At 55.8% G+C, this 24,784-nt stretch carries 22 protein-coding genes and 1 pseudogene; all 23 read left to right on the top strand.

Annotated elements, in window-relative coordinates; translation table 11 throughout:
• Positions 1-19 precede the first annotated feature (19 nt).
• On the top strand, positions 20-1,435 hold the full coding sequence (locus tag IY73_RS00495; RefSeq protein WP_053961340.1) for a replication-associated recombination protein A: 1,416 nt from the start codon (positions 20-22) through the stop codon (positions 1,433-1,435).
• Between the two features lie 181 nt (positions 1,436-1,616).
• Positions 1,617-4,301, top strand: a complete 2,685-nt coding sequence (gene alaS, locus IY73_RS00490) for an alanine--tRNA ligase (RefSeq protein ID WP_053961339.1) — start codon at positions 1,617-1,619, stop codon at positions 4,299-4,301.
• A 9-nt stretch (positions 4,302-4,310) separates the two neighbouring features.
• Complete coding sequence (gene ruvX / locus IY73_RS00485) at positions 4,311-4,805, top strand: Holliday junction resolvase RuvX (protein WP_053961338.1); 495 nt, start codon at positions 4,311-4,313, stop codon at positions 4,803-4,805.
• A 16-nt stretch (positions 4,806-4,821) separates the two neighbouring features.
• Positions 4,822-6,108, top strand: coding sequence for an endolytic transglycosylase MltG (gene mltG, locus IY73_RS00480; protein ID WP_053961337.1), 1,287 nt, complete (start codon positions 4,822-4,824; stop codon positions 6,106-6,108).
• Between the two features lie 31 nt (positions 6,109-6,139).
• Positions 6,140-6,955 (top strand): shikimate dehydrogenase, encoded by an 816-nt coding sequence (locus IY73_RS00475; protein ID WP_053961336.1) that lies wholly within the window; start codon positions 6,140-6,142, stop codon positions 6,953-6,955.
• 65 nt (positions 6,956-7,020) lie between these two features.
• Positions 7,021-7,554 (top strand): A24 family peptidase, encoded by a 534-nt coding sequence (locus IY73_RS08795; protein ID WP_390175773.1) that lies wholly within the window; start codon positions 7,021-7,023, stop codon positions 7,552-7,554.
• A gap of 145 nt (positions 7,555-7,699) precedes the next feature.
• A complete protein-coding gene (gene aroC, locus IY73_RS00470) occupies positions 7,700-8,896 on the top strand; it encodes a chorismate synthase (protein WP_053961335.1) in 1,197 nt (398 codons plus the stop codon).
• Positions 8,884-9,435, top strand: a complete 552-nt coding sequence (locus IY73_RS00465) for a shikimate kinase (protein ID WP_053961334.1) — start codon at positions 8,884-8,886, stop codon at positions 9,433-9,435. Before aroC ends, IY73_RS00465 begins: the two co-directional genes overlap by 13 nt.
• 17 nt (positions 9,436-9,452) lie before the next feature.
• Positions 9,453-10,529 carry a 3-dehydroquinate synthase gene (gene aroB, locus IY73_RS00460; RefSeq protein WP_053961333.1) on the top strand — a complete coding sequence of 359 codons (1,077 nt, stop codon included), beginning with the start codon at positions 9,453-9,455 and terminating at the stop codon, positions 10,527-10,529.
• Between the two features lie 9 nt (positions 10,530-10,538).
• A complete protein-coding gene (gene aroQ / locus IY73_RS00455; RefSeq protein WP_053961332.1) occupies positions 10,539-10,970 on the top strand; it encodes a type II 3-dehydroquinate dehydratase in 432 nt (143 codons plus the stop codon).
• A gap of 24 nt (positions 10,971-10,994) precedes the next feature.
• On the top strand, positions 10,995-12,131 hold the full coding sequence (locus IY73_RS00450) for a M24 family metallopeptidase (protein WP_053978649.1): 1,137 nt from the start codon (positions 10,995-10,997) through the stop codon (positions 12,129-12,131).
• Between the two features lie 78 nt (positions 12,132-12,209).
• On the top strand, positions 12,210-12,773 hold the full coding sequence (gene efp / locus IY73_RS00445; RefSeq protein ID WP_053961330.1) for an elongation factor P: 564 nt from the start codon (positions 12,210-12,212) through the stop codon (positions 12,771-12,773).
• Positions 12,774-12,858: 85 nt separating this feature from the next.
• Complete coding sequence (gene nusB / locus IY73_RS00440; RefSeq protein ID WP_053962616.1) at positions 12,859-13,359, top strand: transcription antitermination factor NusB; 501 nt, start codon at positions 12,859-12,861, stop codon at positions 13,357-13,359.
• A 114-nt stretch (positions 13,360-13,473) separates the two neighbouring features.
• Positions 13,474-14,088, top strand: a pseudogene (pyrR, locus tag IY73_RS00435) (bifunctional pyr operon transcriptional regulator/uracil phosphoribosyltransferase PyrR); the annotation flags it as partial.
• Entirely contained in the window at positions 14,085-15,035 is a 951-nt protein-coding gene (locus tag IY73_RS00430; RefSeq protein ID WP_053961328.1) for an aspartate carbamoyltransferase catalytic subunit, read from the top strand. The pseudogene pyrR and the gene IY73_RS00430, both read left to right, overlap by 4 nt.
• Before the next feature lie 11 nt (positions 15,036-15,046).
• Positions 15,047-16,351 (top strand): dihydroorotase, encoded by a 1,305-nt coding sequence (locus tag IY73_RS00425; protein WP_053979176.1) that lies wholly within the window; start codon positions 15,047-15,049, stop codon positions 16,349-16,351.
• Positions 16,352-16,386: 35 nt separating this feature from the next.
• Positions 16,387-17,568 (top strand): glutamine-hydrolyzing carbamoyl-phosphate synthase small subunit, encoded by a 1,182-nt coding sequence (gene carA, locus IY73_RS00420; protein WP_082345255.1) that lies wholly within the window; start codon positions 16,387-16,389, stop codon positions 17,566-17,568.
• Complete coding sequence (gene carB, locus IY73_RS00415; protein WP_053961326.1) at positions 17,569-20,919, top strand: carbamoyl-phosphate synthase large subunit; 3,351 nt, start codon at positions 17,569-17,571, stop codon at positions 20,917-20,919.
• An 8-nt stretch (positions 20,920-20,927) separates the two neighbouring features.
• Positions 20,928-21,791, top strand: a complete 864-nt coding sequence (gene pyrF, locus IY73_RS00410; RefSeq protein WP_053979175.1) for an orotidine-5'-phosphate decarboxylase — start codon at positions 20,928-20,930, stop codon at positions 21,789-21,791.
• 155 nt (positions 21,792-21,946) lie between these two features.
• Positions 21,947-22,267 (top strand): integration host factor, actinobacterial type, encoded by a 321-nt coding sequence (gene mihF, locus IY73_RS00405; RefSeq protein WP_053961325.1) that lies wholly within the window; start codon positions 21,947-21,949, stop codon positions 22,265-22,267.
• Between the two features lie 8 nt (positions 22,268-22,275).
• A complete protein-coding gene (gene gmk, locus IY73_RS00400) occupies positions 22,276-22,896 on the top strand; it encodes a guanylate kinase (protein ID WP_082345253.1) in 621 nt (206 codons plus the stop codon).
• Positions 22,897-22,980: 84 nt separating this feature from the next.
• Positions 22,981-23,274 carry a DNA-directed RNA polymerase subunit omega gene (gene rpoZ / locus IY73_RS00395; RefSeq protein ID WP_053961324.1) on the top strand — a complete coding sequence of 98 codons (294 nt, stop codon included), beginning with the start codon at positions 22,981-22,983 and terminating at the stop codon, positions 23,272-23,274.
• A 239-nt stretch (positions 23,275-23,513) separates the two neighbouring features.
• Positions 23,514-24,731 (top strand): methionine adenosyltransferase, encoded by a 1,218-nt coding sequence (gene metK / locus IY73_RS00390; protein WP_053962612.1) that lies wholly within the window; start codon positions 23,514-23,516, stop codon positions 24,729-24,731.
• Positions 24,732-24,784 lie beyond the last annotated feature (53 nt).

Genomic DNA, 24,784 nt, shown 5'->3' with positions numbered 1-24,784 from the left:
CGACGACAAAGGAGGCCTCATGGATGAGAATGATCTTGGTCTCTTTACCGTGCACAACTCCACTGCAGAATCCTACGTAACGGCGTCTTTAGCACCTCCAGTATCGTCTGTGGGACCCTCGAACTCTTCGCGTTCGCAGCGCGACAATACGCCGTTAGCCGTACGGATGCGCCCCCGCACTCTTGATGAAGTGATGGGGCAACAGCACCTCCTCAAACCGGGGTCTCCGCTTCGTCGGCTTATCGAAGGCGGAGGTGCAAATTCTGTTATCCTGTTCGGTCCACCAGGTACTGGGAAAACTACGCTAGCGAGTCTCATTTCTGGGGCAACCGAACGCGAATTCGTTGAACTGTCAGCGCTTTCAGCAGGTGTCAAGGATGTTCGGCAGGTTATCTCTGATGCCCGAACTCGGCTTATTCGCGGTATTAATACGGTGCTGTTCATTGATGAAGTTCATCGTTTCTCCCGAACCCAGCAAGAAGCGCTTCTTGCTGCCGTAGAAAACCGCGTAGTGCTCTTGGTTGCTGCTACTACAGAGAACCCCTCGTTCTCTGTAGTAGCTCCACTACTATCCCGCTCGCTTGTATTGCAATTGGAGTCGCTTTCTCCAGCAGATGTGCGGGGTGTCTTAGAACGGGCAGTTAGTGATCCGCGTGGCTTTGGCGGGGCTCTGACGGTTGAAGAAGAGTCATACACCGATCTCGTTCGATTGTCGGGAGGGGACGCGCGGCGTGCATTAACCTACCTGGAAGCGGCGGCGGATGCCCGGGTGGACGTTACTGCGCCACTTACTGTCGCGGATATTGAGCGTTCAACACCGGATGCATTAGCGCGCTATGACCGCAATGGCGATCAGCATTACGACATCATTAGTGCCTTCATTAAGTCCGTGCGTGGATCCGACCCCGATGCCGCACTTCACTACTTGGCCCGCATGATAAGTGCCGGGGAAGATCCCCGATTTATTGCGCGACGCTTGATGATTCTTGCTGCGGAGGATATAGGGCTAGCGGATCCAACCGCATTGCACACTGCTGTAGCAGCAGCACAAGCAGTGCAGATGATCGGGATGCCGGAGGGCCGCATCATCCTTGCGGAAGCGACGGTCCACCTGGCGACTGCGCCTAAATCTAATGCGTGTTACGCCGCTATCGACGCTGCTCTTGCAGATGTTCGAGAGGGACATAATATCGGCCCGGTGCCTCCACATCTGCGGGATGGCCATTATGAGGGGGCGAAAAAGCTGGGCAATGCTATTGGCTATCAGTATCCACACCATACTGCCGACGGCATTCTGGCACAGCAGTATCCTCCGGATAACCTCGTGGGTAAAGATTATTACCATCCCACGGAGCACGGAGCGGAGAAGCGGATTGCCAGCTGGCTGCCCAAATTGCGTGCAGCGGTGCGTGGGAGACCCAAAAGAGATAGGTAGCCTTCGGTCCAGCTACAAGCTCAGGTGATGGGTCCCGTTGCTTTACCAGGTAAGCTAAGAAGCTAGAAAACGATACACGCACACTGTAGAACTGCCGCTGCCTTTGTGTGGTGCCACATCGTGATGATGGGGCGACCGGAATGGGTGCAGCGTGGTGCTTAAAGGGAAAAGGATCTCATCCGTGTACACCCATGAAATTCGGCAACGTTTCATTGACCACTATGTGAAGGCTGGGCATACGCTTGTTCCTTCTGCTTCGCTTGTGCTTGATGATCCCACCCTGTTGTTCGTTAACGCCGGCATGGTTCCCTTTAAGCCTTACTTTCTGGGGCAACAAGCTGCTCCATTCGCAACAGCAACCTCCATCCAAAAATGCGTCCGTACGCTTGATATCGACGAGGTGGGTATCACTACTCGCCACAACACGTTCTTCCAGATGGCGGGTAATTTCTCTTTCGGTGCCTACTTTAAAGAAGGTGCCATCACGCACGCCTGGACTCTCCTGACCAGTCCAGTTAACGAAGGTGGTTATGGATTCGACCCGGACCTGTTGTGGGCGACTGTCTACCAAGATGATGATGAAACATTCGCGATCTGGCGCGACGTCGTAGGACTCCGCGAAGACCATATTCAACGGCGTGGTATGAAGGACAACTTTTGGTCGATGGGTGTGCCCGGCCCTTGTGGTCCGTCCTCCGAAATTTTCTTTGACCGTGGTCCTGCCTATGGTAAAGAAGGCGGTCCGGTAGTGGACGAGGATCGCTATATCGAAATCTGGAACCTTGTCTTCATGGAAAAGGAACGTGGGGAAGGCATCGGCAAAGACGGTTACGAAGTTGTCGGATCTCTACCTCAGAAGAATATTGATACCGGCATGGGCATCGAACGCGTTGCTTTTATTCTGCAGGGGGTCGAAAACGTCTATGAAACAGATCTTCTAAGGCCGACTATCACCACGGCAGAGTGCCTGACAGGAACAGCGTATAGCGATGACCCTGAGGATCATCAGAATGCGGTGTATTTCCGGGTCATTGCTGATCACTCGCGCACCGCGGTGATGCTCATTGCGGATGGAGTGTCCCCGGGTAATGAGGGACGTGGTTATATTCTGCGGCGCCTCATTCGCCGTATCATTCGCTCAGCTCGTCTGCTGGGAGCCACGGGTACTGTAATGCAGGAGTTGACCTCTACCGTCTGTCAGTCAATGACACCTTCCTTCCCCGAGCTGGCAGCGCAGCGTGACCATATCCAGAAAGTGTGTACCACGGAGGAGAAAGCCTTCCTGCGGACTCTTGATGCTGGCACCAAGCTTTTCACAGCCGTTGTAAGTGACCTCAAAGACGCTGGTCAGACAGTAGTTCCTGGTGATGTGGCCTTCACTTTGCACGACACCCACGGTTTCCCCATCGACCTCACCCGTGAGATGGCGGCGGAGCAGGGGTTGAGTGTCGATAATGATGCCTTCCAACAGCGGATGCAGGAGCAGAAGCAACGCGCTAAGGCAGATTCACAGGCAAAGAAACACGCACACGCTGACGTGGGGGTCTACCGAGACTTCATCGATAACCAGCCAACCGAATTTACGGGGTACGAGAGTCTTGTTGCCGATACCCAGATTCTCGGCATTATCGTCGATGGGGACGTAGTGACTGAAGCGAGTGTTGGCACCGCAGTCGAAGTCATTCTCGGCGAGAGCCCCTTTTACGCGGAGTCCGGCGGGCAGTGTGCCGATCGCGGCACCATCACCACAGCATCTGGAGAAGTAGCCATCACCGATGTACAAAAAGTGGGTAAGAAAGTCTGGCTCCATCGAGGGACTATCTCCATTGGTACGGCGGCCCCCGGACCTGCCCAGGCACAGGTCGATGGAACCTACCGACGTCATGCTGCGCAAGCACACACTGCTACTCACCTTGTCCATGCGGCAATACGTACCGTGTTGGGAGACCAAGCTGTACAGGCTGGTTCTCTCAATAAACCGGGTTATTTGCGGTTTGACTTTAACTGGACAGATCCATTGAGCACCGTGGAACTTGCCGAAATCGAAACTCGCGTCAACACGGCGATTGACCAGGATCTTCCGGTAATAACCGAGATCATGAGCCTGGACGAGGCCAAAGCGTCCGGTGCTGTCGCCCTCTTCGGTGAAAACTATGGTGATGAAGTTCGCGTCGTCACCATTGGGGGAGGAGAGGAACGTGTCTTCTCCAAGGAACTCTGCGGTGGCACCCACGTAAGCTCTACTGCACAAATCGGACCGGTTCGCTTTATCGGAGAGTCATCTGTTGGCTCAGGTATTCGGCGTGTCGAAGCCTATGTCGGATTGCGTGCATTAGATGCTGCAAAAACTGATCAACGTATTGTTAGCGAGCTAGCCTCGCGATTCAAGGCGAAGCCTGGCGATATCGTACAGCGCGTAAGTAGCCTGCAAGAGTCGGTCAAAAACCTCGAAAAAGAACTCGCCGAGCTACATATGGAGGCAGTTCTGCAGGCCGCCGCCACATATGTCAACGACGCCCATGACGTGAACGGTATTAAGGTTGTCGCCATGACTGGCCCAGCTGGTGCTGATGGTGGTCAACTTCGTACCCTCGCCTGCGATATTCGTGGTCGATTCGCGGAGACACCAGCGGTAGTCGCGCTCTTTACCGCAGAAGGCTATAAACTGCCCTTCGTTGTGGCTGTCAACCAAGCGGCTATTGAACGCGGAGTGAACGCCGGAGACATCGTGAAAGCCGCCGCCCCTACCATTGGTGGCCGCGGAGGCGGAAAACCAGATCTGGCCCAAGGCTCCGGTACTGATGCAGAAGGACTCGAGGCAGCATATGCTGCAGTTGATACTGTAGTTGCCGCTGTGGGCGCGTAGGCACTCATCGTGGAGTTAGACGACTACCTGCCTGATACTCCAGGCGAGGATGATCCTGGCCGCGGCCGCCGGCTGTCTTTTGATGTCGGTAAAGCCCGCATTGGTGTGGCGTCCTGTGACCCGGATGGAATTCTTGCCACTCCGGTCACCACAATCCACCTCAAACAATATCCGTGGCCTGCTGCAACACTCCAACAGATCAAACTATTGATCGAGGAATATGAACCGGTGGAGATTGTGGTGGGATTACCCCGCACACTGCGGAACCGCGCCTCTAGCTCAGTGGAAATGGCCATCGGCTTTGTCAATACTTTTCGAGAACGTTGGCCCGAAATACCGGTACGCTTAGTAGACGAACGCCTTTCTACAGTTGTGGCAACACAGGCACTTCGCTCTTCCAACGTCGCAAGCCGGGCGCAACGTGCCCTCGTAGACCAAGCTGCGGCAGTAGAAATCCTCAATACATGGCTCGACCTTCGCAAACGGCACTCTCACGATACGTAAAAGGAGCAGTGAGGTAGTGGGACGACATAACGGCGATAACGCTCCCGAACCGCAGTCCGAACTCAACGGTGGAGACACCCCCACTGTCTCCACTCCAACGGAGAGGAACGAGGCGGGCAACACCACACCGTCCCGCGGAATCACAGCCTCTTTCCGCAGGTTGGACTCGGCAATCGATCGACGGAGTACTCTCACCCTCGGAGTGGTGATTGTCCTTGTATTGGCGCTCTTCGCCGGCTTAGTTCAGCATCGTCGCAGTCAAGTTCCGGTCTACCCTGACTATCAAGGTGCCGGGTCCGGCTCCGTTTTGGTCGAGGTGGCACTGGGCGTTACCGCTGCCTCTCTCGCACCAAAGCTCGTGTCGATGGGAGTCGTGAAGTCTGAGGGGGCCTTTATTCAGGCCGCTAACAACAACCCAAATATCACCTCTATGCAACCGGGGTTTTACCAACTGCGTAAAGAGATGGCTGCAGCGCGGGCAGTGGAGAGACTACTCGACCCCTCGAACCGAGCCGGAGCAGTGAATCTACCCGGCGGTGTCACTCTGGAGGACGTACGTGTCGTCAATGGCGAAACTGTCTTCGGAATTTATCGCCATCTCGCTAAAGCATCCTGCTACACCAAGGGAGAACAACGGCACTGCATTAGCGCTGCAGCATTCCGAAAAGCAGTGGCTAACGCCGGCCCAGCGCAGCTGGGAGTTCCTTCGTGGGCGCGCCATGCTGTTGCAGCCGCAAAGTACCCTGCGCGAAAGATCGAGGGCCTTATCTTGCCTGGCGTACACGTCTTCAACCCCACTCATACCCCCCTTGAGATCATTAGAGAACTCGTGACCTCCTCGGCCGAAATCTACCAGCAATCCGGTCTAGTGGATGCTGCCAAAGCCCAGAAGCTCTTACCCTACGAGGTAGTCGTAGGTGCATCCCTCATTCAACGTGAGGTGGGAGCTGCCGACTATGGAAAAGCTGCGCGCGTTATCGTGAACCGCCTGAAGCGTCATCAACCACTCCAATTCGATTCCACCGTGAACTATGGGCTGTCCGAGCAGCAAGTCGCCACCAGCGAAGCTGCACGCGGTACAGAAACCCCCTGGAATACTTACGCAATGAAGGGCCTTCCTACCACCCCCATCTGCTCACCTACCCTAGAAGCAGTCGAGGCGATGGAAAAACCGACTCCCGGCAAATGGCTCTACTTCGTCACTGTTGATAAACAAGGCACTACTAAGTTCAATGTCACGCTGAAAGACCACGAACGCGATATCGAAGAAGCCCACCGAAACGGGGTCTTCGACAGTCAGTAAGGGCTTGAGGCGGACCCGAAGAAAGGTCGTTATGCTCGCTGCAGCAGTCCTGGGTTCCCCTATTGCGCACTCTCTCTCACCTGTCCTTCACCAAGCTGCCTACCATGCTCTCGGCCTCACCGAATGGGACTATGTGCGGATCGAATGCACCGCAGCAGATCTCCCCGGCATTGTCGCCGGTACAGCACCAGAAACCCGCGGGTTTTCCGTCACCATGCCCTGTAAGGACGCTGCTCTGCGCTTCGCTGACGTTGTGTCCACCCGCGCTCACCTCGTCGAATCGGCAAATACTCTTGTTCGACATGGCGACGGGTGGTATGCCGACTGCACCGATATTGATGGTGCCTTAGCAGCGCTGGAGCATGTCGGTCATACCGGGGGAGACGTCCTTCTTCTGGGCGCTGGAGCTACCGCCAGACCATACCTCGCTGCACTACAACAGTGCGGAGCAGGACACGTCAGCATCGCCTCTCGATCTGAAGGGCGTGCACAACCCACCCTGCATCTGGCAGCCCAACTGGGGATCGACTACACGTGGGTACCGCTTACGGACCCGGTTGTGTTGCAGGATACCTGTACCAGTGCAGATACTCTCATTTCAACCCTGCCGGGTGATGCTGCTGCAGGATACGGTCATTTCCTCCGTCGAACTCCGCGTCTCGTTGACGTTGTCTACGCCCCGTGGCCCACGTCTCTGGCACAAATTGTGGCGAACGATGGAGGAAAAGTGGTGGGAGGACGCACGATGCTGCTTCACCAAGCGGTCGCACAAATTGAAATGTTTACTAGCATGACCGTCACAGACGAGGTATTCGCTGCCATGGTAGCTGCCCTAAACGCTGCCTGATGCTCTTACACTGAGGGATCCTCACATCCATCCGAAGGAGAACTGCGGTGGTTGATCCCTTACTGATGCTACAGGCCAGTGCGACATTACTTGTATTGGGCTGGCTCTTTATGCTGTCCTGGCACGATAGCCGAAGCCGAAGGATTCCTACCCCCGTTGTGATAGCCGGGATCATGGTGGCGAGCTGTTACGCGGTGACAGCCGGGACTAGTTCGACAGCAGTTCTGGGAGGCGGTTTATTGATGCTGTTCTACACTGTTCCATCTGTCTTTAGTACGCAAGGAATTGGTGGGGGAGATATTAAAGCAGCTTTCCCCATCGGAATGGTCGCTGCGGCACAAAGCTGGTCCTCCTGGTGGATTGTGGCTATAGTCCCCTTTTGTGTCACTGCACTCGTTGGTATAGGACAGTTTCTTGTGATGGGGCGGGTCCTTGTGCATCGTTTGAGGCAACATTGTCCTGAGATCCCAGTCTCAGCACGGCCTAGCTCCGGAAGAATACACAACCTTGCCTTGTTTACTGTGCCGCATGGCACCTCATTATCCCTGGTGACGGCGCTGCTTGTGCTGTGGCCGGGAGTTAATCACCTAGTTGGGTAGCTTTCGCAGACTACTCTCATGGCGGATACCGCCTGGGATTCTGACGTTAGCTATTACGTCAGTAACCATTCACTCAGCTGCCGAAAATGCTGCACAACAGGGGAGTGAGATAGGGGAACGAATCGAAACATGACAGAATAGAACCGTGTTTCGATGGACTACTGCAGGTGAATCCCACGGCCAAGCGCTGATCGCACTCGTGGAGGACGTTATCGCTGGCCTTCCGCTGACCGCTGATGAGGTCTCCGCACAACTGGCACGTCGTCGACTCGGTTACGGCCGTGGTGCGCGTATGAAGTTCGAGCAAGACCGCGTCACCATTCTCACTGGAGTGCGGCACGGCGGAACACTGGGCGGGCCTATCGCCATTCAAATTGACAATAGCGAATGGCCGAAATGGGAGAAGATTATGTCCCCCAGCCCCATAGACCCCGCTGATATTGACGATCTTGCGCGCAACCAACCCCTTACCCGGCCGCGCCCAGGACACGCCGACTTTGCAGGGATGCTGAAATATGGTGCAGAAGACGCCCGGAACATTCTCGAGCGTTCATCTGCCCGCGAGACAGCTGCCCGAGTCGCAGCCGGTACCGTCGCACGCGCGATCCTCCGTGAGGTGATGGGCGTTGACGTCGTCTCTCGTGTACTTTCCATTGGGGACTCTGCCCTCTACGGCGAAGACGAACTACCCACCAGTGCTGACCAAGCACGTATCGACGAGAGCCCCGTACGGGCCTCCCACCCCGACGCCGAGGCCAGCATGATCGCGGAAATCGATGCGGCACGGAAAGCCGGAGACACGCTAGGTGGTGTCGTGGAGGTGGTCGTTCATGGGCTACCGATTGGCCTTGGGTCTTTTGTCTCGGGAGAACGCCGTTTGGAAGCCAGACTGGCCAGTGCGCTCATGGGTATTCAGGCCATTAAAGGCGTTGAAATCGGTGAGGGCTTTGCACTGGCTCGGCGCCGTGGATCTACTGCCCACGATCAAATGGATCCTGCCGAGGTGGGCGTTATCCGTCGCTCGAACCATGCCGGCGGTGTGGAAGGTGGTATGACAGATGGCCAACCACTGGTAGTGCGAGCAGCCATGAAGCCTATTTCCACCGTGCCACGAGCCTTAGCGACCGTCGATATGGAAACAGGTGCTTCGGCAACGGCTATCCACCAGCGTTCTGATGTGTGCGCCGTACCCGCCGCCGGTGTCGTTGCCGAAGCGATGGTGGCACTGGTGCTAGCGCAAGCAGTATTGGAGAAATTCGGTGGAGATACTCTTGCGGAAACTCGCCGGAACTACCGTGCCTACCAAAAGTATGTGAAGGAACGTCTCACATGGGAGCAGTAGGTTTTGCCCCTCTCTGTGTGTTCGTGGGACTTCCTGGCTCGGGAAAAACGACCGCTGGAAAACGTCTCTCCCGCGCGCTGCAGCTACCCTTCCTGGATACCGACCAGGTTATAGAGGAGCAATACGGGAAAAGCTGCGGAGAGGTTTTTGCGGAGCTTGGTGAATCTGCATTCCGCGAAATTGAAGAGGACGTTGTCGCAGAGTGTCTGGCTCACCACGAGGGTATTCTGGCGTTAGGCGGCGGAGCGGTTCTCTCCTCTCGAACCCGCACGTTGCTGGCTGAGGTTCCCGTTATTTTCTTGGATATTTCGGCAGCAGAGGGAATTCGGCGCACCGCGGATACGTCTACTCGACCAGTTCTTGCTGCTAAGGACCCTGCTGAACACTACCGTCAGCTGCGACGTATTCGCCGCCCCTACTATCAAGAGGTTGCCGATCTCACTATTCGCCCTGAGCACCGCAAACCTCTCGACGTGATTGATGGGATTTGTGCTTTTCTCGGCCGTGCTCGGCTTACCGCCGACGTGGACGACGACTAATACTGAAAGAGACTGAGATGGCAGCAACTGTAATCGATGTAAACGCAGCTCACCCCTATCACGTGCGAATCGGATCGCACCTCGTTCCGGCAATTGCTGAGTTGGGTGGCCGATTTCGGAACGTCGGTATCGTCTACCAAGAGAGTGTGTCTTATTTTGTGGCAGAGATCGCCGCAGCATTGCGAGAAAACGGCAGTGTTGTCCATCTTTTCCCCGTCCCTGATGCAGAGGCAGGGAAGACGCTTGTTGTTGCGGAGGAGCTATGGATTAAGTGCGGTAAAGCCGGTATTACTCGGGCAGACGTCATCATGGGTGTCGGGGGCGGAGCGGCGACAGATCTTGCTGGCTTCATTGCCTCCACATGGATGCGTGGGATTGCTTTCATTAGCTGCCCCACCTCCCTGCTCGGCATGGTCGACGCTGGAGTAGGCGGAAAGACCGGGATCAATAACGTCATCGGTAAGAACCTGGTGGGGACGTTTCATGAGCCGCAGGGAGTGTTCATTGATCTGCATGTTCTTCACACGCTTCCACGCGCTGAAGTCGTATCCGGTATGGCGGAAGTAGTGAAGTGCGGATTCATTGCCGACCAACGCATTCTTGAACTCGTGGAAGACAATCCCGCGGCCATCTTTGATGTCGACGGACCAGTGCTCCACGAACTTGTGTGTCGCTCGGTACAGGTGAAAGCCGACGTTGTAAGCTGTGACCTCCGTGAATCGGGCCTTCGCGAGAACCTCAACTATGGCCATACCTTGGCACATGCGATCGAACAACGGGAACAGTACCTGTGGCGGCATGGCAACGCAGTTGCGGTGGGAATGGTCTTCGCGGCCGCTCTGGCTCGCACCGCGGGTCTTCTCACCGATGCAGAGGTGGACCGTACCCGCCACATCTTGTCAGCGGTGGGACTGCCTACGTCTTACGATGCGGGGGCCTTGGAAGAGCTCACTAGCACTATGTACTCTGATAAAAAGAACCGCACCGGAGTTCTTCGTTTTGTCGTGCTCGACGGCTTCGGAAAGCCTGTCCGATTGGAGAATCCGACCCCAGAACAACTCGCTGCTGCCTATGCTGACGTTAGCGAACACTAAGGAGAAGGAATGATCCACGTACTTAACGGTCCGAACTTGGGACGACTGGGAAAGCGTCAACCCGAAGTATATGGGTCGACCACCTTCGCTGACCTCACCGCTATTCTGGAACGCGACGCAGACGACCTGGGAGTCGAGATCGAGGTCAAACAAACCGATTCAGAAATGGAACTCCTGAGCTGGGTGCATGACTGCGCGGACAAGCAGGAACCCGTCATCCTCAACGCTGGTGCACTCACACATACCTCAGTTGCGCTACGCGATGCTTGTGCTGAACTTGCAGACCATGCTGGCTTCATTGAAGTTCACATCTCCAACGTCCACGCTCGTGAAGAGTTTCGTCACCACAGCTACCTTTCCGCTATCGCCACAGGAGTGATCGTTGGGCTTGGCACAGACGTCTACCGCCTTGCGTTGCGCTGGTTTGCGCAGCAGAGCTAACCACTGAAGACAGAAGAGGTAACAATGACAACTGCAGACAACTATGCTGAGCGGCGCAATCGGCTTCGCCGTTCAGTAGAGGCTGAGGCGATCGCACTATTCGGGCTCAGCTCGATCCGCTACTTTACCGGTTTTTCGGGTTCTAACGCCCTTCTCTGGATTGATAGCTCTACTGCGGATAACGACTTTCTCATCACCGATGGCCGTTACACGCTCCAAGCTTCTGTAGAATGTCCTGGAATTGCGGTAGAGATTTGCAGCTCGCGCGGTAGTGCCGCATTGACTGAAGTGGGTAGAATGCGGCATCTGCAGGCAAACACACTGGGGGTGGATGGGGAGTTCCTCAACTGGCTGGACTACCAAGAGTTGGCGGCGTGGCTGAGTTCGAGTACACAGCAGGACATCACTTCTGCAGGGGTTATGGGCCTGCTTAACGATGTATCTGCTCACATTGCACAGTTACGATCGGTTAAAGACGACAGTGAGATTACTGCGCTCGATCACGCTGCGCAGTGTGCCGAAGCTGCGCTGCAGCAGCTTATTGAGGAAGAAACCCTACTGCCAGGTGCTACCGAAATTGAGGTGGCAGCACGCCTCGATTACCTTATGAAAGTTCGTGGTTCCGAGGGCGTCTCCTTTGAGACAATCGTAGGCACTGGAGCTAACAGTGCAATCCCACATCATTCACCCGACAGTACCCCGATTGCTGCTGGCGATCTCATCGTCATTGATTTTGGTGCAGTAGTAGGAGGGTACCACTCAGATTGCACCCGCACGTTCTGTGTCGGAGAGTCTACCGCATGGCAAGAAGAGATCGCTGACTGCGTGTGGCGTGCGCATCAGGCAGCGCTCGCAGAGGTGCATCCGGGGGTTTCCGCTGGAGACCTCGACAAGGCTGCCCGTTCAGTCATTGATGATGCCGGGTATGGCCCGTACTTCGGGCACTCAACTGGCCATGGAGTTGGAGTAGACATTCATGAGCATCCCTGGGTGCGCAGCGGTTCACCGGAAGAACTAGTCGCCGGTTCAGTATTCACGATCGAGCCCGGGATCTATCTCCCCGAGCGTGGAGGAGTTCGAATAGAAAACACCTACGTGCTCGAAGAGTGCGGAAATGTACGCTCTCTGCAGGCGCTTTCCGCAGAATTGCTGCACGTTTAGTAAACTCCATGAAGTACTAGTTGCAGAGGACTGCACTCCTCTCGACTACCTAGACATTTCGACAGAAAAGAGCTCATTGTGGCGAGTACCGCAGACTTCAAGAATGGCCTGGTACTGCAGATTGATGGCAAACTGCAGCAGATCGTAGAATTCCAGCACGTTAAGCCGGGTAAGGGCCCTGCTTTCGTTCGGACCAAGCTGAAGGATGTTGTCACTGGCAAGGTCGTTGATAAGACCTTCAACGCTGGTGTCAAAGTGGATACCGCAACTGTGGACCGCCGCGATTTCACCTACCTCTACAAGGACGGCAACGACTTCGTGCTGATGGACGAGGACACCTACGATCAAATTACCGTCGGCCCCGAAATCTTGGGTGATGGAGCTCGCTTCCTTCTTGAGAACACTACTATTCAGGTGTCTATGCACGAAGGCGTACCGCTGTTTGCCGACCTGCCAGTTGCCGTTGACCTCACGGTGGCACATACTGATCCGGGCCTGCAGGGCGATCGTTCTTCTGCTGGCACCAAGCCGGCAACTCTGGAGACTGGCGCCGAAGTGCAGGTTCCTCTCTTCATCAATACCGGTGACGTTCTGCGCATCGACACTCGAGATGGTCGTTACTTGAGCCGTGTCAACAACTAATCCAGCACAGTTCTCCGTAACGGGGGCGGGCAAAACTGCCCGCCCGCGTCATTCTGGCAGCCGGCATAAAGCTCGTCAGCGTGCACTGACTCTGCTCTTCGAAGCAGAAAGTCGGGATGTTGATCCTGTTGAGCTCGCTGAAAACCGGCGCGATTACGCCCTCGCATTGGCTCAGCGTGGGGAAGGCGGAATGCCACTCGTCGGCGACTACGCCATCACGATTGTTACCGGCGTCGCCGAAGAGATTGATCGAATCGATGAGATTCTGTCGTCCTACCTCACAGATTGGTCCTTGGGCCGGCTTGCTGCGGTAGACCGCACAGCACTTCGAATTGGCGTTTGGGAGCTTCTATTCACCGATGATGTGCCGGCATTAGCGGCTGTTGATGAGGCTGTGAGCCTGGCACGGGAGTATTCGGATGACGATGCTCCGCGTTTCGTCAATGGAGTGCTCGACAAAGTGTTGCGCGATCGCGATGTCGTCAAGGAACAGCTGTCCTATACCACCACTGTCGAGCTGGCGGAAGAGCAAGTTGACACCCCTCCTGCAGCTCATGCGGTGGAACGAAAGAACGACGCTGACTAACCACTACGAGTGCCTCAATAAACGGATCGTAACCTGAAGGGAAAACCTTCAGGTTACGATCGTTATGATATGTGTGAGCAGGGTTGAGGCTGCTACACTTAAACCTCAGAGCAGACATCCTTTAACAAGCCGTCCAGCGAGGCGGAGAAGGAGGTCAGGATGAACGACAACGTGCAACTGCTTGACGCTGCGGATGTATCTCGCACCGTCGCACGAATCGCCCATCAGATCATTGAAAAGACAGCGCTCGACGAATCGTTATCGAAACGCGTTGTCCTCTTGGGCATTCCTACGCGAGGTAGCTACCTCGCCCACCGACTTGCTGCAAAGATTGCTGAATTTACCGGCAATTCCCCTGAAGCCGGATCTCTCGACATTACCCTCTACCGTGATGATCTTCGCCAACGTCGCCCCCGCCCCATGGGTGAGACTCAGATTCCCCGTAACGGGATTGATGGCACACTCGTCATTCTTGTCGATGATGTTCTTTTCTCTGGACGAACCGTGCGTGCAGCGCTCGACGCGCTTCGCGACATTGGCCGACCGGATGTTATCCAGCTAGCGGTTCTTGTCGACCGCGGACATCGTGAACTTCCTATCCGACCAGACTACGTGGGAAAGAATATTCCAACAGCACGGGCCGAAGGCGTGGACGTTCATTTGGATGAATTGGACGGAGTAGACGAAGTCGTCCTCACTCGGGACATCGCAGGAGGAGAGGCAGAGTGAAGCACCTCGTCTCGATCAACGATCTCGACAAAGACAGTGCCCTTGCCCTTCTCGATCTGGCAGATGAGCTGAAATCCTCTCTACTGGAACGAGAAATCCGAAAGCTTCCAACTCTGCGCGGGCGTACTGTATTCACTGTTTTTTACGAAAATTCCACTCGCACACGCTGCAGTTTCGAAACTGCCGGAAAGTGGCTTAGCGCCGATGTCGTCAATATCTCGGCAGGCAGTTCATCGGTAAAGAAGGGCGAGTCACTACAGGATACTGGCCAAACCTTGACCGCTATTGGAGCTGAAGCCATTATTGTCCGGCATCCTAATTCCGGTGCACCCGCGCAATTGGCACAGTGGCTATGCCCGGACGGGGTACACGGCCCCTCTGTCATCAACGCTGGTGATGGTCAGCACGAACACCCCTCCCAAGCGCTTCTCGACGCGCTCACATTCCGCCAGCATCATGGCGGTTTCGACGGTCGCAAACTGGTGGTTGTTGGCGACATTCTCCACTCCCGTGTAGCTCGCTCTGACCTTCTCCTCTTCTCTAAACTTGGGGCAGAAATTGTGTTCGTCGCCCCTCCTACGCTGCTTCCCGTTGGTGTCGAAGACTGGCCCTGCCGTGTCTCGCACGACCTTGATGCCGAGTTGCGCGATGCCGACGCTGTCCAGTTACTGCGCGTCCAAGAAGAGCGCATGAAGGTTGGCGAAGCATTCTTCCCATCCGTGCGTGAGTATGCCGCGCTGTACGGAATGAGCAAGAAGCGTCACGCGCTGCTTCGTGACGATGCCATCATCATGCACCCGGGTCCTATGATTCGTGGCATGGAAATCAACTTTGATGTTGCTGATTCCCCGCAATCCGCTGTTCTCCAGCAGGTGAACAACGGTGTTCACATTCGTATGGCGATCCTCATCACGCTTCTCACCGGTGACCGCGAGGCGCAATTATGAAGAAAGACACTATGACTGCACTTATCATCCGCAACGTCCGCCTCTACGGCGAAGGGGATGCTGTCGACGTTCTTGTTCATGACGGCCGCATCGATAACATTGCTGCCCACGGCACTCTCACCACTCTTCCCACAGAATGCGAAGAGTATGACGGCCGCGGCAATGTCCTTCTCCCCGGTTTTGTCGACATCCACGTACACCTCCGTGAACCTGGTCGGGAGGATACAGAGACTATTGCCAGTGGCTCCGCTGCTGCGGCTATCGGTGGTTTTACCGCTGTCTACACCATGCCCAACACCAATCCTGTTATCGATAACAACAACTTGGCGGAGATGGTGTGGAGCAAGGGCCAGGAAATTGGCTTATGCGATGTCTATCCGGTGGGTTCAATTACGGTGGGGCTACAGGGCAAGGAACTGTCTGAAATGGGTCTGATGAACAAGGGAAAGGCCCAGGTTCGTTGGTTCTCCGATGATGGCAAATGTGTCAATAACCCTCTCGTTATGCGGCGTGCACTGGAGTACGCAGCTGGGCTTGGGGCAACAATCGCACAGCATGCGGAAGAAGATCGCCTCACAGAAGGTGCCATCGCCCACGAGGGGCCGATGGCCGCTAAACTCGGGATGAAAGGTTGGCCACGCGCAGCGGAAGAGTCCATTGTGGCTCGCGATATTCTTCTCGCGCGCGATGCACACGCCCATATTCACGTTTGCCATGCCTCCACCAAAGGCACCGTTGAACTTCTGAAGTGGGCGCATGAGCAGGGCGTCAACATCACTGCTGAAGTCACCCCGCACCATCTCCTCCTGAACGACTCAGTACTTCCCACCTATAACGGCGTCTACCGGGTGAACCCGCCATTACGTGAAGAGTCAGATAATGAAGCACTTCAGCAGGCGTTGATTGATGGAGTCATCGACTGCGTCGCCACCGATCATGCCCCCCATGGCTCAGAAGAGACCTGTTGCGAATTCGCCAAAGCGGCAAACGGCATGCTGGGTCTTGAAACCTCCCTTGCCATTATGGCTCAGGTGATGGTGGAGTCCGGTCGTATGACCTGGCGCGATATCGCACGAATCATGAGCGAACGCCCTGCCAAACTTGTCGGACTAGCCGACCATGGGCGCCCGCTCGAAGTTGGCGAACCCGCAAACCTCACCGTCATCGACCCTGACGCTGGCTGGTGTGTCCATGGCGAAGAACTTGCCTCCATCGCCTCCAATACTCCCTACGAAGGTATGGAGTTCCGTGCTCGCCCAGTGCTCACGGTACTTCGCGGACGCGTCACGGCGCGTGACGGTGAAGCCGCCCTCTAGGACCACAAAGCGCATAGATTAGGAAAGAAGGAATAGTGAGCGAACGAATTCCGGCAGCCCTCGTGCTCGAAGATGGACGCATCTTCCGCGGGCATGCCTTTGGAACCGTAGGGGAGACCCTGGGTGAGGCTGTTTTTACCACCGGAATGACCGGTTACCAGGAAACTCTGACGGACCCCTCCTACCGCCGCCAGATTGTGGTCTCTACAGCGCCGCAGATCGGCAACACCGGATGGAACTTGGTTGATGGCGAGTCCATGACCGCCGAGCCCACCAACGACGCTGTTCGCAATGGAATGCGGGGACGTATCTATGTCGCCGGTTACGTTATTCGCGATTATGCGCACCAACCCTGCAGCTGGCGCCTCGACCACGCGCTGCAGGACGAGCTAGAAGAACAGCAGATCGTCGGCATCCAAAATGTTGACACCCGTGCCATCGTGCGGCATCTCCGCACGAAAGGAAGTTTGCTAGCAGGCATCTTCTCTGGCGACTCGATCACAAGCGAAGACGAGATGTTAGAGAAGGTCTGCAGTCAGCCACCGGCAGCTGGGCAAGATCTCGCCAGCGAAGTAACCACGCAGGAGATGTACACTCTGGAGCCGGTAGAGGAGCATCGCTTCACCATTGCAGCGATCGACCTCGGGATCAAAGCCAACACCCCGCGTAACTTCGTCAAGCGTGGCCTCCGTGTCCACATGATGCCCGCTGCAACTACCTGGGAAGAGATCCAAGAGCTCAATGTTGATGGTCTCTTCTTCTCCAACGGCCCGGGAGACCCGATCACAGCTACCGCTCCCATCGCCCTGGCCAATGCTGCACTCGAGAACGAGATGCCGCTCTTTGGTATCTGCTTTGGTAACCAGATTTTCGGCCGTGCACTTGGCCTCGACACCTACAAGATGAAGTTCGGCCACCGCGGTATCAATATCCCGGTGAAAGACCATCAGACCGGCCGCATTGCTATCACCTCGCAAAACCATGGTTTTGCGCTGGAGGGTGAGCCCGGAATGGAATTCGATACTCCCTACGGGCGCGCCCTCATCTCCCACAGCTGTCCCAATGATGACACTGTGGAAGGTGTCAAACTGCTCGATGGCAGTGCATTCTCCGTTCAGTATCATCCCGAGGCCTGCGCCGGTCCGCACGACGCAAACTACCTCTTTGACCAGTTCGTCGACCTCCTTGAGTCGCACGGCAAGAAGGGACAGAAGTAAATGCCACGTCGCGAAGACCTCAACCACATTCTCGTCATTGGCTCTGGCCCGATTGTTATTGGCCAAGCTTGCGAATTTGACTACTCCGGTACCCAAGCCTGCCGGGTGTTGAAGCAGGAAGGCATCCGTGTCTCCCTCATCAACTCGAACCCGGCCACCATCATGACGGATCCGGAATTCGCAGATTCAACGTATGTTCAGCCCATCACAGCTGACTACATTGAGAAGATCTTCCAGAAAGAAGCAGCTGACGGCCATCCCATCGACGCTGTGCTCCCCACACTCGGCGGACAGACCGCTCTGAATGCCGCTGTCGACCTCCATGACCGCGGTCTGCTAGAGAAGTACAACGTCGAACTGATCGGTGCCTCCTTCGAGTCCATTCAGCGTGGCGAAGATCGCCAGACCTTCAAGGACATTGTCGAGAAGATCGGTGGCGAATCGGCACGCTCCCGCGTCTGCTACACGATGGAGGAAGTACACGAGACGGTGGCTGAACTTGGCCTCCCCGTGGTGGTCCGCCCTTCCTTCACAATGGGTGGACTGGGCTCCGGTATGGCCTACACGATGGAGGATCTTGAGCGGATCGCGGGCGGCGGCCTCGCTGCTTCCCCCACCGCTAATGTCCTTATCGAAGAATCCATCCTCGGGTGGAAAGAATTCGAGCTCGAGCTTATGCGTGACCACAACGACAATGTCGTGGTCGTCTGTTCTATCGAAAACTTTGACCCAGTGGGCGTGCACACTGGCGACTCCATCACCGTTGCTCCCGCGATGACGCTCACTGACCGTGAGTACCAGATCATGCGCGACCAGTCGATCGCTATTTTGCGTGCTGTCGGTGTCGATACGGGTGGCTGTAATATCCAGTTCGCCCAGGACCCGAAGACTGGGCGGCTCATCATCATCGAGATGAACCCGCGTGTTTCGCGGTCCTCCGCACTCGCGTCCAAGGCGACCGGCTTCCCCATTGCGAAGATCGCCGCCAAGCTGGCGATCGGCTACACGCTGGATGAAATCCCGAATGATATTACGAAGGAAACACCCGCTAGCTTCGAGCCAACTCTCGACTACGTCGTGGTGAAGGCACCGCGTTTCGCTTTTGAAAAGTTCCCAGGTGTGGATGATACGCTGACCACGACCATGAAGTCAGTGGGTGAAGCCATGTCGCTGGGACGTAGCTTCCGAGAATCCCTCAACAAGGTTCTGCGCTCCCTGGAGACCAAGTATGCAGGGTTCTGGATCCGTCCCGACGACATCATCACAAACGCTGGCAAGAAGTCCATTGAGGACCTCATGGAAGAGGTCAAACGCCCCACCGAAAACCGTATCTACACCGTTGAATACCTGCTGCGGCAGGGAGTCTCCATTGACGATCTGTATGCATCTACTGGTATCGACCCGTGGTTCCTGGGCGAAATTCGCGGGCTCGTTGACGTTCGAAACGAGGTTGTGGATGCACCAGTCCTTACTGCGGAGATCATCCAATTAGCAAAGAACAACGGCTTCTCCGATCGCCAAATCGCTTCACTCCGTCCGGAGATCGATGGTGAGGCGGGAGTCCGTAAACTTCGCGGCCGCTTAGGTATTCATCCCGTCTATAAAGCTGTTGACACCTGCGCTGCAGAGTTTGAGGCGAAGACTCCATACCATTACTCCACCTATGAATTTGACCCTGCAGCTGAAACCGAAGTCGCACTCCAAAAGGATCGACCGAAGGTCATCATTTTGGGTTCCGGCCCCAACCGTATCGGCCAAGGTATTGAGTTTGATTACTCCTGCGTTCATGCCGCCCAGTCTCTTTCTGCTGCCGGCTATGAGACCATCATGGTCAACTGCAACCCGGAGACAGTATCGACCGACTACGACACTGCCGATCGCCTCTACTTCGAGCCGCTGACCCTCGAAGATGTCCTCGAAGTCTACCGCTCTGAGTGTGCTTCTGGTGATGTGGCTGGCGTCATCGTGCAGCTGGGTGGGCAAACTCCGCTCTCGCTAGCTGCCAAACTGGAGGAAGCGGGTGTCCCAGTTGTCGGAACTTCGCCCGCTGCTATCGATCTGGCCGAGGATCGTGGCGAGTTTGGTAAAGTCCTTTCCGCCGCTGGTCTTCCCGCCCCTAAGTACGGCACCGCAACCTCCTTCGAGGAAGCCGCTGAAGTCGCCAATGGAATCGGTTTCCCCGTTCTGGTGCGTCCCTCCTACGTTCTGGGTGGACGTGGTATGGAGATCGTGTATAACGAAGAGTCACTGCGTGACTACATTGAGCGGGCCACTGAGCTTAGCCCCGAACACCCGGTCCTGGTTGACCGCTTCCTCGATGACGCCATTGAGATTGATGTTGACGCTCTCTGCGACGGGGAAGAGGTGTACCTTGGCGGCATTATGGAGCACGTAGAAGAGGCCGGTATCCATTCCGGTGACTCTGCTTGCGCCCTACCTCCGATGACGCTTGGCCGCGGCGATATCGAAGCGGTCCGCCGTTCTACCGCAGCCCTTGCTATGGGCATTGGGGTTAAGGGCCTCATGAACGTTCAATACGCTCTCAAAGGCAATACTCTCTATGTTCTGGAAGCGAATCCCCGTGCTTCCCGCACCGTTCCGTTTGTCTCTAAATCGACGGCTGTACAACTCGCCAAGTGCTGTGCCCGCATCATGCTGGGAGATACTATCGCGAACCTCCGTAAGGAAGGCATGCTGCCGGCTGAAGGTGACGGGGGAACCATCCCCATGGGCCACCCCATCTCCGTCAAGGAAGCGGTGCTTCCCTTTAACCGGTTCCGGAAAGCCGACGGAGAGGGAGTCGACACTCTGCTTGGGCCCGAAATGAAGTCCACTGGCGAAGTAATGGGCATCGACACCAACTTCGGTAAGGCTTTTGCGAAAAGCCAAACTGCTGCTTACGGAAGCCTGCCTACGGAAGGCACAGTCTTTATCTCAGTGGCTAATACTGACAAGCGCGCTATGGTGTTCCCAGCCCGTCGTCTCTTCGACATGGGCTTCCGTATCATGGCTACTGGTGGAACCAGCGATATGCTGCGTCGCAATGGTATTGACTGTGTCCAGGTATACAAACAGACAGGTGATGACGACCGCCCAGAAGGCGCTGGTAGCATCGTTGACCTTATCAGCGACGGACAAATCGATCTCATCATTAATACTCCCAAGGGCAATTCCGGTTCACGGGAAGATGGCTACGGTATCCGGGCCGCCGCAGTATCGCGTGGTGTTCCGTGCGTCACGACCGTGTCTGGTGCCGGTGCGTGCGTCCAAGGCATTGAAGCCCTGCGCGCTGACGAAGATTTCACCGTGCACTCGCTGCAGGAACTCCATCGGATGGATCGGACTCGCTAGTGACAGCCTTGTGCGCGCCCACCAAGCCCTTTGGTGTCGCACTCCGGAGAGCCTGCGCGCAGACTGGTCGGTTGTGCGTAGGAATAGACCCTCATGCTGCTCTACTGCGTCAGTGGGGGCTGGACTGGAATCTCGCGGGACTCACTGAGTTCACGCGTATCTGCGTGGAGGCCTTTAGCGGGCGTGTAGCACTAGTCAAACCCCAGGTAGCTTTTTTTGAATGCTTCGGTTCGCAAGGTTTTGCCGTGTTAGAGAAGGCACTTGCCGACCTGCGTGAGGCTGGAACTCTAGTGGTCTCCGACGCCAAGCGCGGCGATATTGGGTCGACCAACCAAGGGTATGCAGATGCCTGGTTGCGCGATGACTCTCCGCTCGCCAGCGATGCATTGACTGTCTCTCCGTACTTAGGAGTCAAGTCTTTAGCACCTTTGTATAACGCTGCGCGGGAGACTGGGCGAGGCATCTTCGTCCTTGCCCGTACGTCGAATCCAGAGGGTGCTTCCCTGCAGGATGCAATACTTAATCACACTGACCAGATGCCGTTTCCCGCAGGTCAGAGTGTCGCACAGGAGATCGTTGATTATCTCAGCGAGCTGAATAATCGGGAAAAAGTGCAGTACGGAATTGGGTCCTTCGGCGTGGTGGTTGGCGCAACTGTCCCTCATCCGCCTATTCTTGAGAATCTATGTGGTCCCGTGCTCCTACCTGGCGTGGGAGTGCAGGGCGCTACGAAGGAAGACGTGGACCGGATCGTCGGTCATGGTGGCACTTTAGGAGTCCCTAGTATTTCGCGGGCACTTTTAGAATGCGGCCCGTCTGTGGAAGACTTGGCAGCACGGCTTTCTCAGTTGAACGCTGAATTTTTCGTCTAAACTGGGAAAACATGCTGCTGTGTTGCGTTGTACCTGGTCGTTTGGTGCTACGCTATCTAAGAAAATAAACGACACAAGTCTGGTGCTTGAGTCTCAAGCACCCGGAACCGAAAAACTGTGTTCCGTTGATAAAAGTTATCTGATACGGAGGAATCGTGGCCCTTCCTGAATTGACCCCCGAACAGCGCGCTGCCGCGCTTGAGAAGGCTGCTGCTGCTCGTCGTGCCCGCGCCGAGCTCAAGGATCGCCTGAAGAAGGGTGAGACCGATCTTAAGACAGTCCTGAAGAACGCTGAAACTGACGAAATCATCGGCAAGATGAAGGTCTCTGCCCTTCTCGAAGCTCTCCCTAAGGTCGGCAAGGTGAAGGCTCAGGAAATCATGACCGAGCTGGAAATTGCTCCTACCCGCCGTCTCCGTGGCCTGGGCGACCGTCAGCGTCGTGCCCTGCTCGAGCGTTTCGGTTTCGGTGAGTAGTTTTCACCGTGTCCGACGAGACTGAACGAGCCCTCTCTAGCGTATCCACAGACTCGAACGACAAAGCTACCCAGAAGGGTCGGCTGGTAGTGCTAGCCGGCCCTTCTGCCGTAGGTAAATCAACTGTCGTCCAAAGGCTTCGCGAACTAGTTCCCAACCTCTACTTTTCGGTGTCTGTGACGACGCGCGAACCTCGCCCCGGCGAAGTTGATGGGCGAGACTACTTATTCGTCTCGAAACCTGAGTTCCAGCGCTACATCGACAACAATGAATTGCTCGAATGGGCAGACATTCATGGTGGACTACAACGCTCAGGGACGCCTCGCGAACCTGTCGTTGCAGCAATGGATGCTGGACGTCCGGTTTTGGTAGAAGTGGACCTGGCAGGTGCCCGGCAAATTCGGCATTCCATGCCCGATGCTCAACTTGTGTTTCTAGCACCCCCCAGCTGGGAAATTTTGGTTGATCGCCTGGTAGGGAGGGGAACTGAATCCCAGGAGGTTATTGAGCGTCGGCTCCATACTGCTTTGGCGGAACTGGAAGCGCAGACCGAATTCGATCGCATTATCGTGAACGACGATCTCGAAGACGCTGTTTCTGAGCTGATATCCTGTTGGGGAATCAACTGACGTTGAACATAACTAATTTGCCTGTTCCGAGCGTTACCCCTAAAGTTGAACGGTAATACTCTCAGGCACACGGAGGCACAAAACGTGGCTGAACAGAGCCTAGCTGAAGGTCTTGCAGCACCGAAGCCCTACGAGCCGCCGATCGGTATCACCGATCCGCCGCTGGACGAACTTCTCGACAAAGTGTCGTCCAAGTACGCGCTCGTTGTCTTCGCTGCGAAGCGAGCGCGCCAGATCAACGATTATTATAACCAGCTTGCTGAGGGCATCCTCGAGTACGTTGGTCCGCTAGTGGAGCCCCGCTTGCACGAGAAGCCGCTGTCCATCGCGCTACGCGAGATTGATGCTGACCTTCTCGAGTACACGGAAGGGGAGTAGTTTCCACTGTCGGAAACGCCCCCTCGCTCGCTACCGAGTAGCTCAACAAAAGCAAGTGCCGCCCTACCGTCATAGATTGACGGTAGGGCGGTTTTTACTCTAAGTTAGGCAAACATTCATTTCGTCTGGGCCTTTCGTCGGGCTACCGCGTAAGCTATACGAGGATGAAAACGCGATCCTTTTCATTCTTCGCATGTCGTCTAAAAGCATCTGCCCATACAGCAGAAACGAGGAATTATATCGTGAGCAATGTTCGCCGTCTCTTCACTAGCGAGTCGGTTACAGAGGGCCATCCCGATAAGCTCTGCGACGCTATTAGTGATGCGTTGCTGGACGCCTACCTAGAGCAAGACCCTTACTCACATGTCGCCGTTGAATCCTTCGCTACCACCGGTCAAGTTCACATTGCCGGAGAGGTTCGTAGCAATGCCAGCGTCGATGTTGACGCAACCGTTCGTAAAGCCATCCTGGATGTCGGATATGACGATGCGGCAAAGGGCTTTGACGGAAACACCTGTGCCGTCAACATCTCTATTGGCCGTCAGTCGCAGGAGATCGCTGATGGTGTCGATGTCAGCCACGAAGTTCGCACAGAATCGGATGGGGATGAAATGTCCCGTCAGGGTGCGGGCGACCAAGGCTTGATGTTTGGTTACGCGTGTACCGACACCCCCGAACTCATGCCGCTACCTATCGCATTGGCCCATCGACTGTCCCGTCGGTTGGCTGAGGAACGCAAAACCCAGGAACTGCCGTGGCTTCGTCCTGATGGCAAGACACAGGTCACTATCGAGTACAACGGCCATCAGGCGGTTCGCCTCGATACCGTGATTATCTCGACTCAGCACGACGCCGGTATCGACTTGGAGAGCGAATTGGCTCCAGCTATCCACGATCGTGTGCTTAACCCGGTGTTGGATGGCCTTACTGGCTCTGGACTCGACACGGAGGATCCCCGTCTACTGGTCAACCCCTCGGGCAGCTTTATACTCGGTGGTCCTATGGGAGACGCCGGCTTGACCGGCCGAAAGATCATCGTCGACACCTACGGTGGTATGGCTCGCCACGGCGGCGGTGCATTCTCCGGAAAAGACCCATCGAAGGTCGACCGATCTGCTGCTTACGCAATGCGTTGGGTAGCTAAGAACGCTGTTGCCGCTGGTCTTGCTGACCGTATTGAGGTGCAAGTCGCCTACGCTATTGGCAAGGCTGCCCCAGTTGGGCTATTTGTTGAAACGTTCGGGACCGAAAAGTGCGATCCGCTACGCATTCAAGCTGCCATCGAAGAAGTTTTTGATCTGCGTCCGGGCGCTATCGTGCGTGATCTCGATCTTCTCCGTCCCATTTACCGGCAGACCGCAGCCTACGGGCACTTTGGCCGTACCGATGTCGAACTGCCCTGGGAAAACACTGACCGTGCTGCTGATCTAGCGTCGCTTGCAGGTCTTAAGGCCTAGCACACATACACAGTGGTTAAGCCCGTGTCGCGAAGACACGGGCTTAACTTCTA

The sequence above is a fragment of the Lawsonella clevelandensis genome (assembly GCF_001293125.1).
In the GTDB taxonomy this organism is placed as follows: Bacteria; Actinomycetota; Actinomycetes; order Mycobacteriales; family Mycobacteriaceae; genus Lawsonella; species Lawsonella clevelandensis.
The sequence above is the reverse complement of the archived record's forward strand: the minus strand, read 5'-3'. Positions and strand labels throughout refer to the sequence as shown.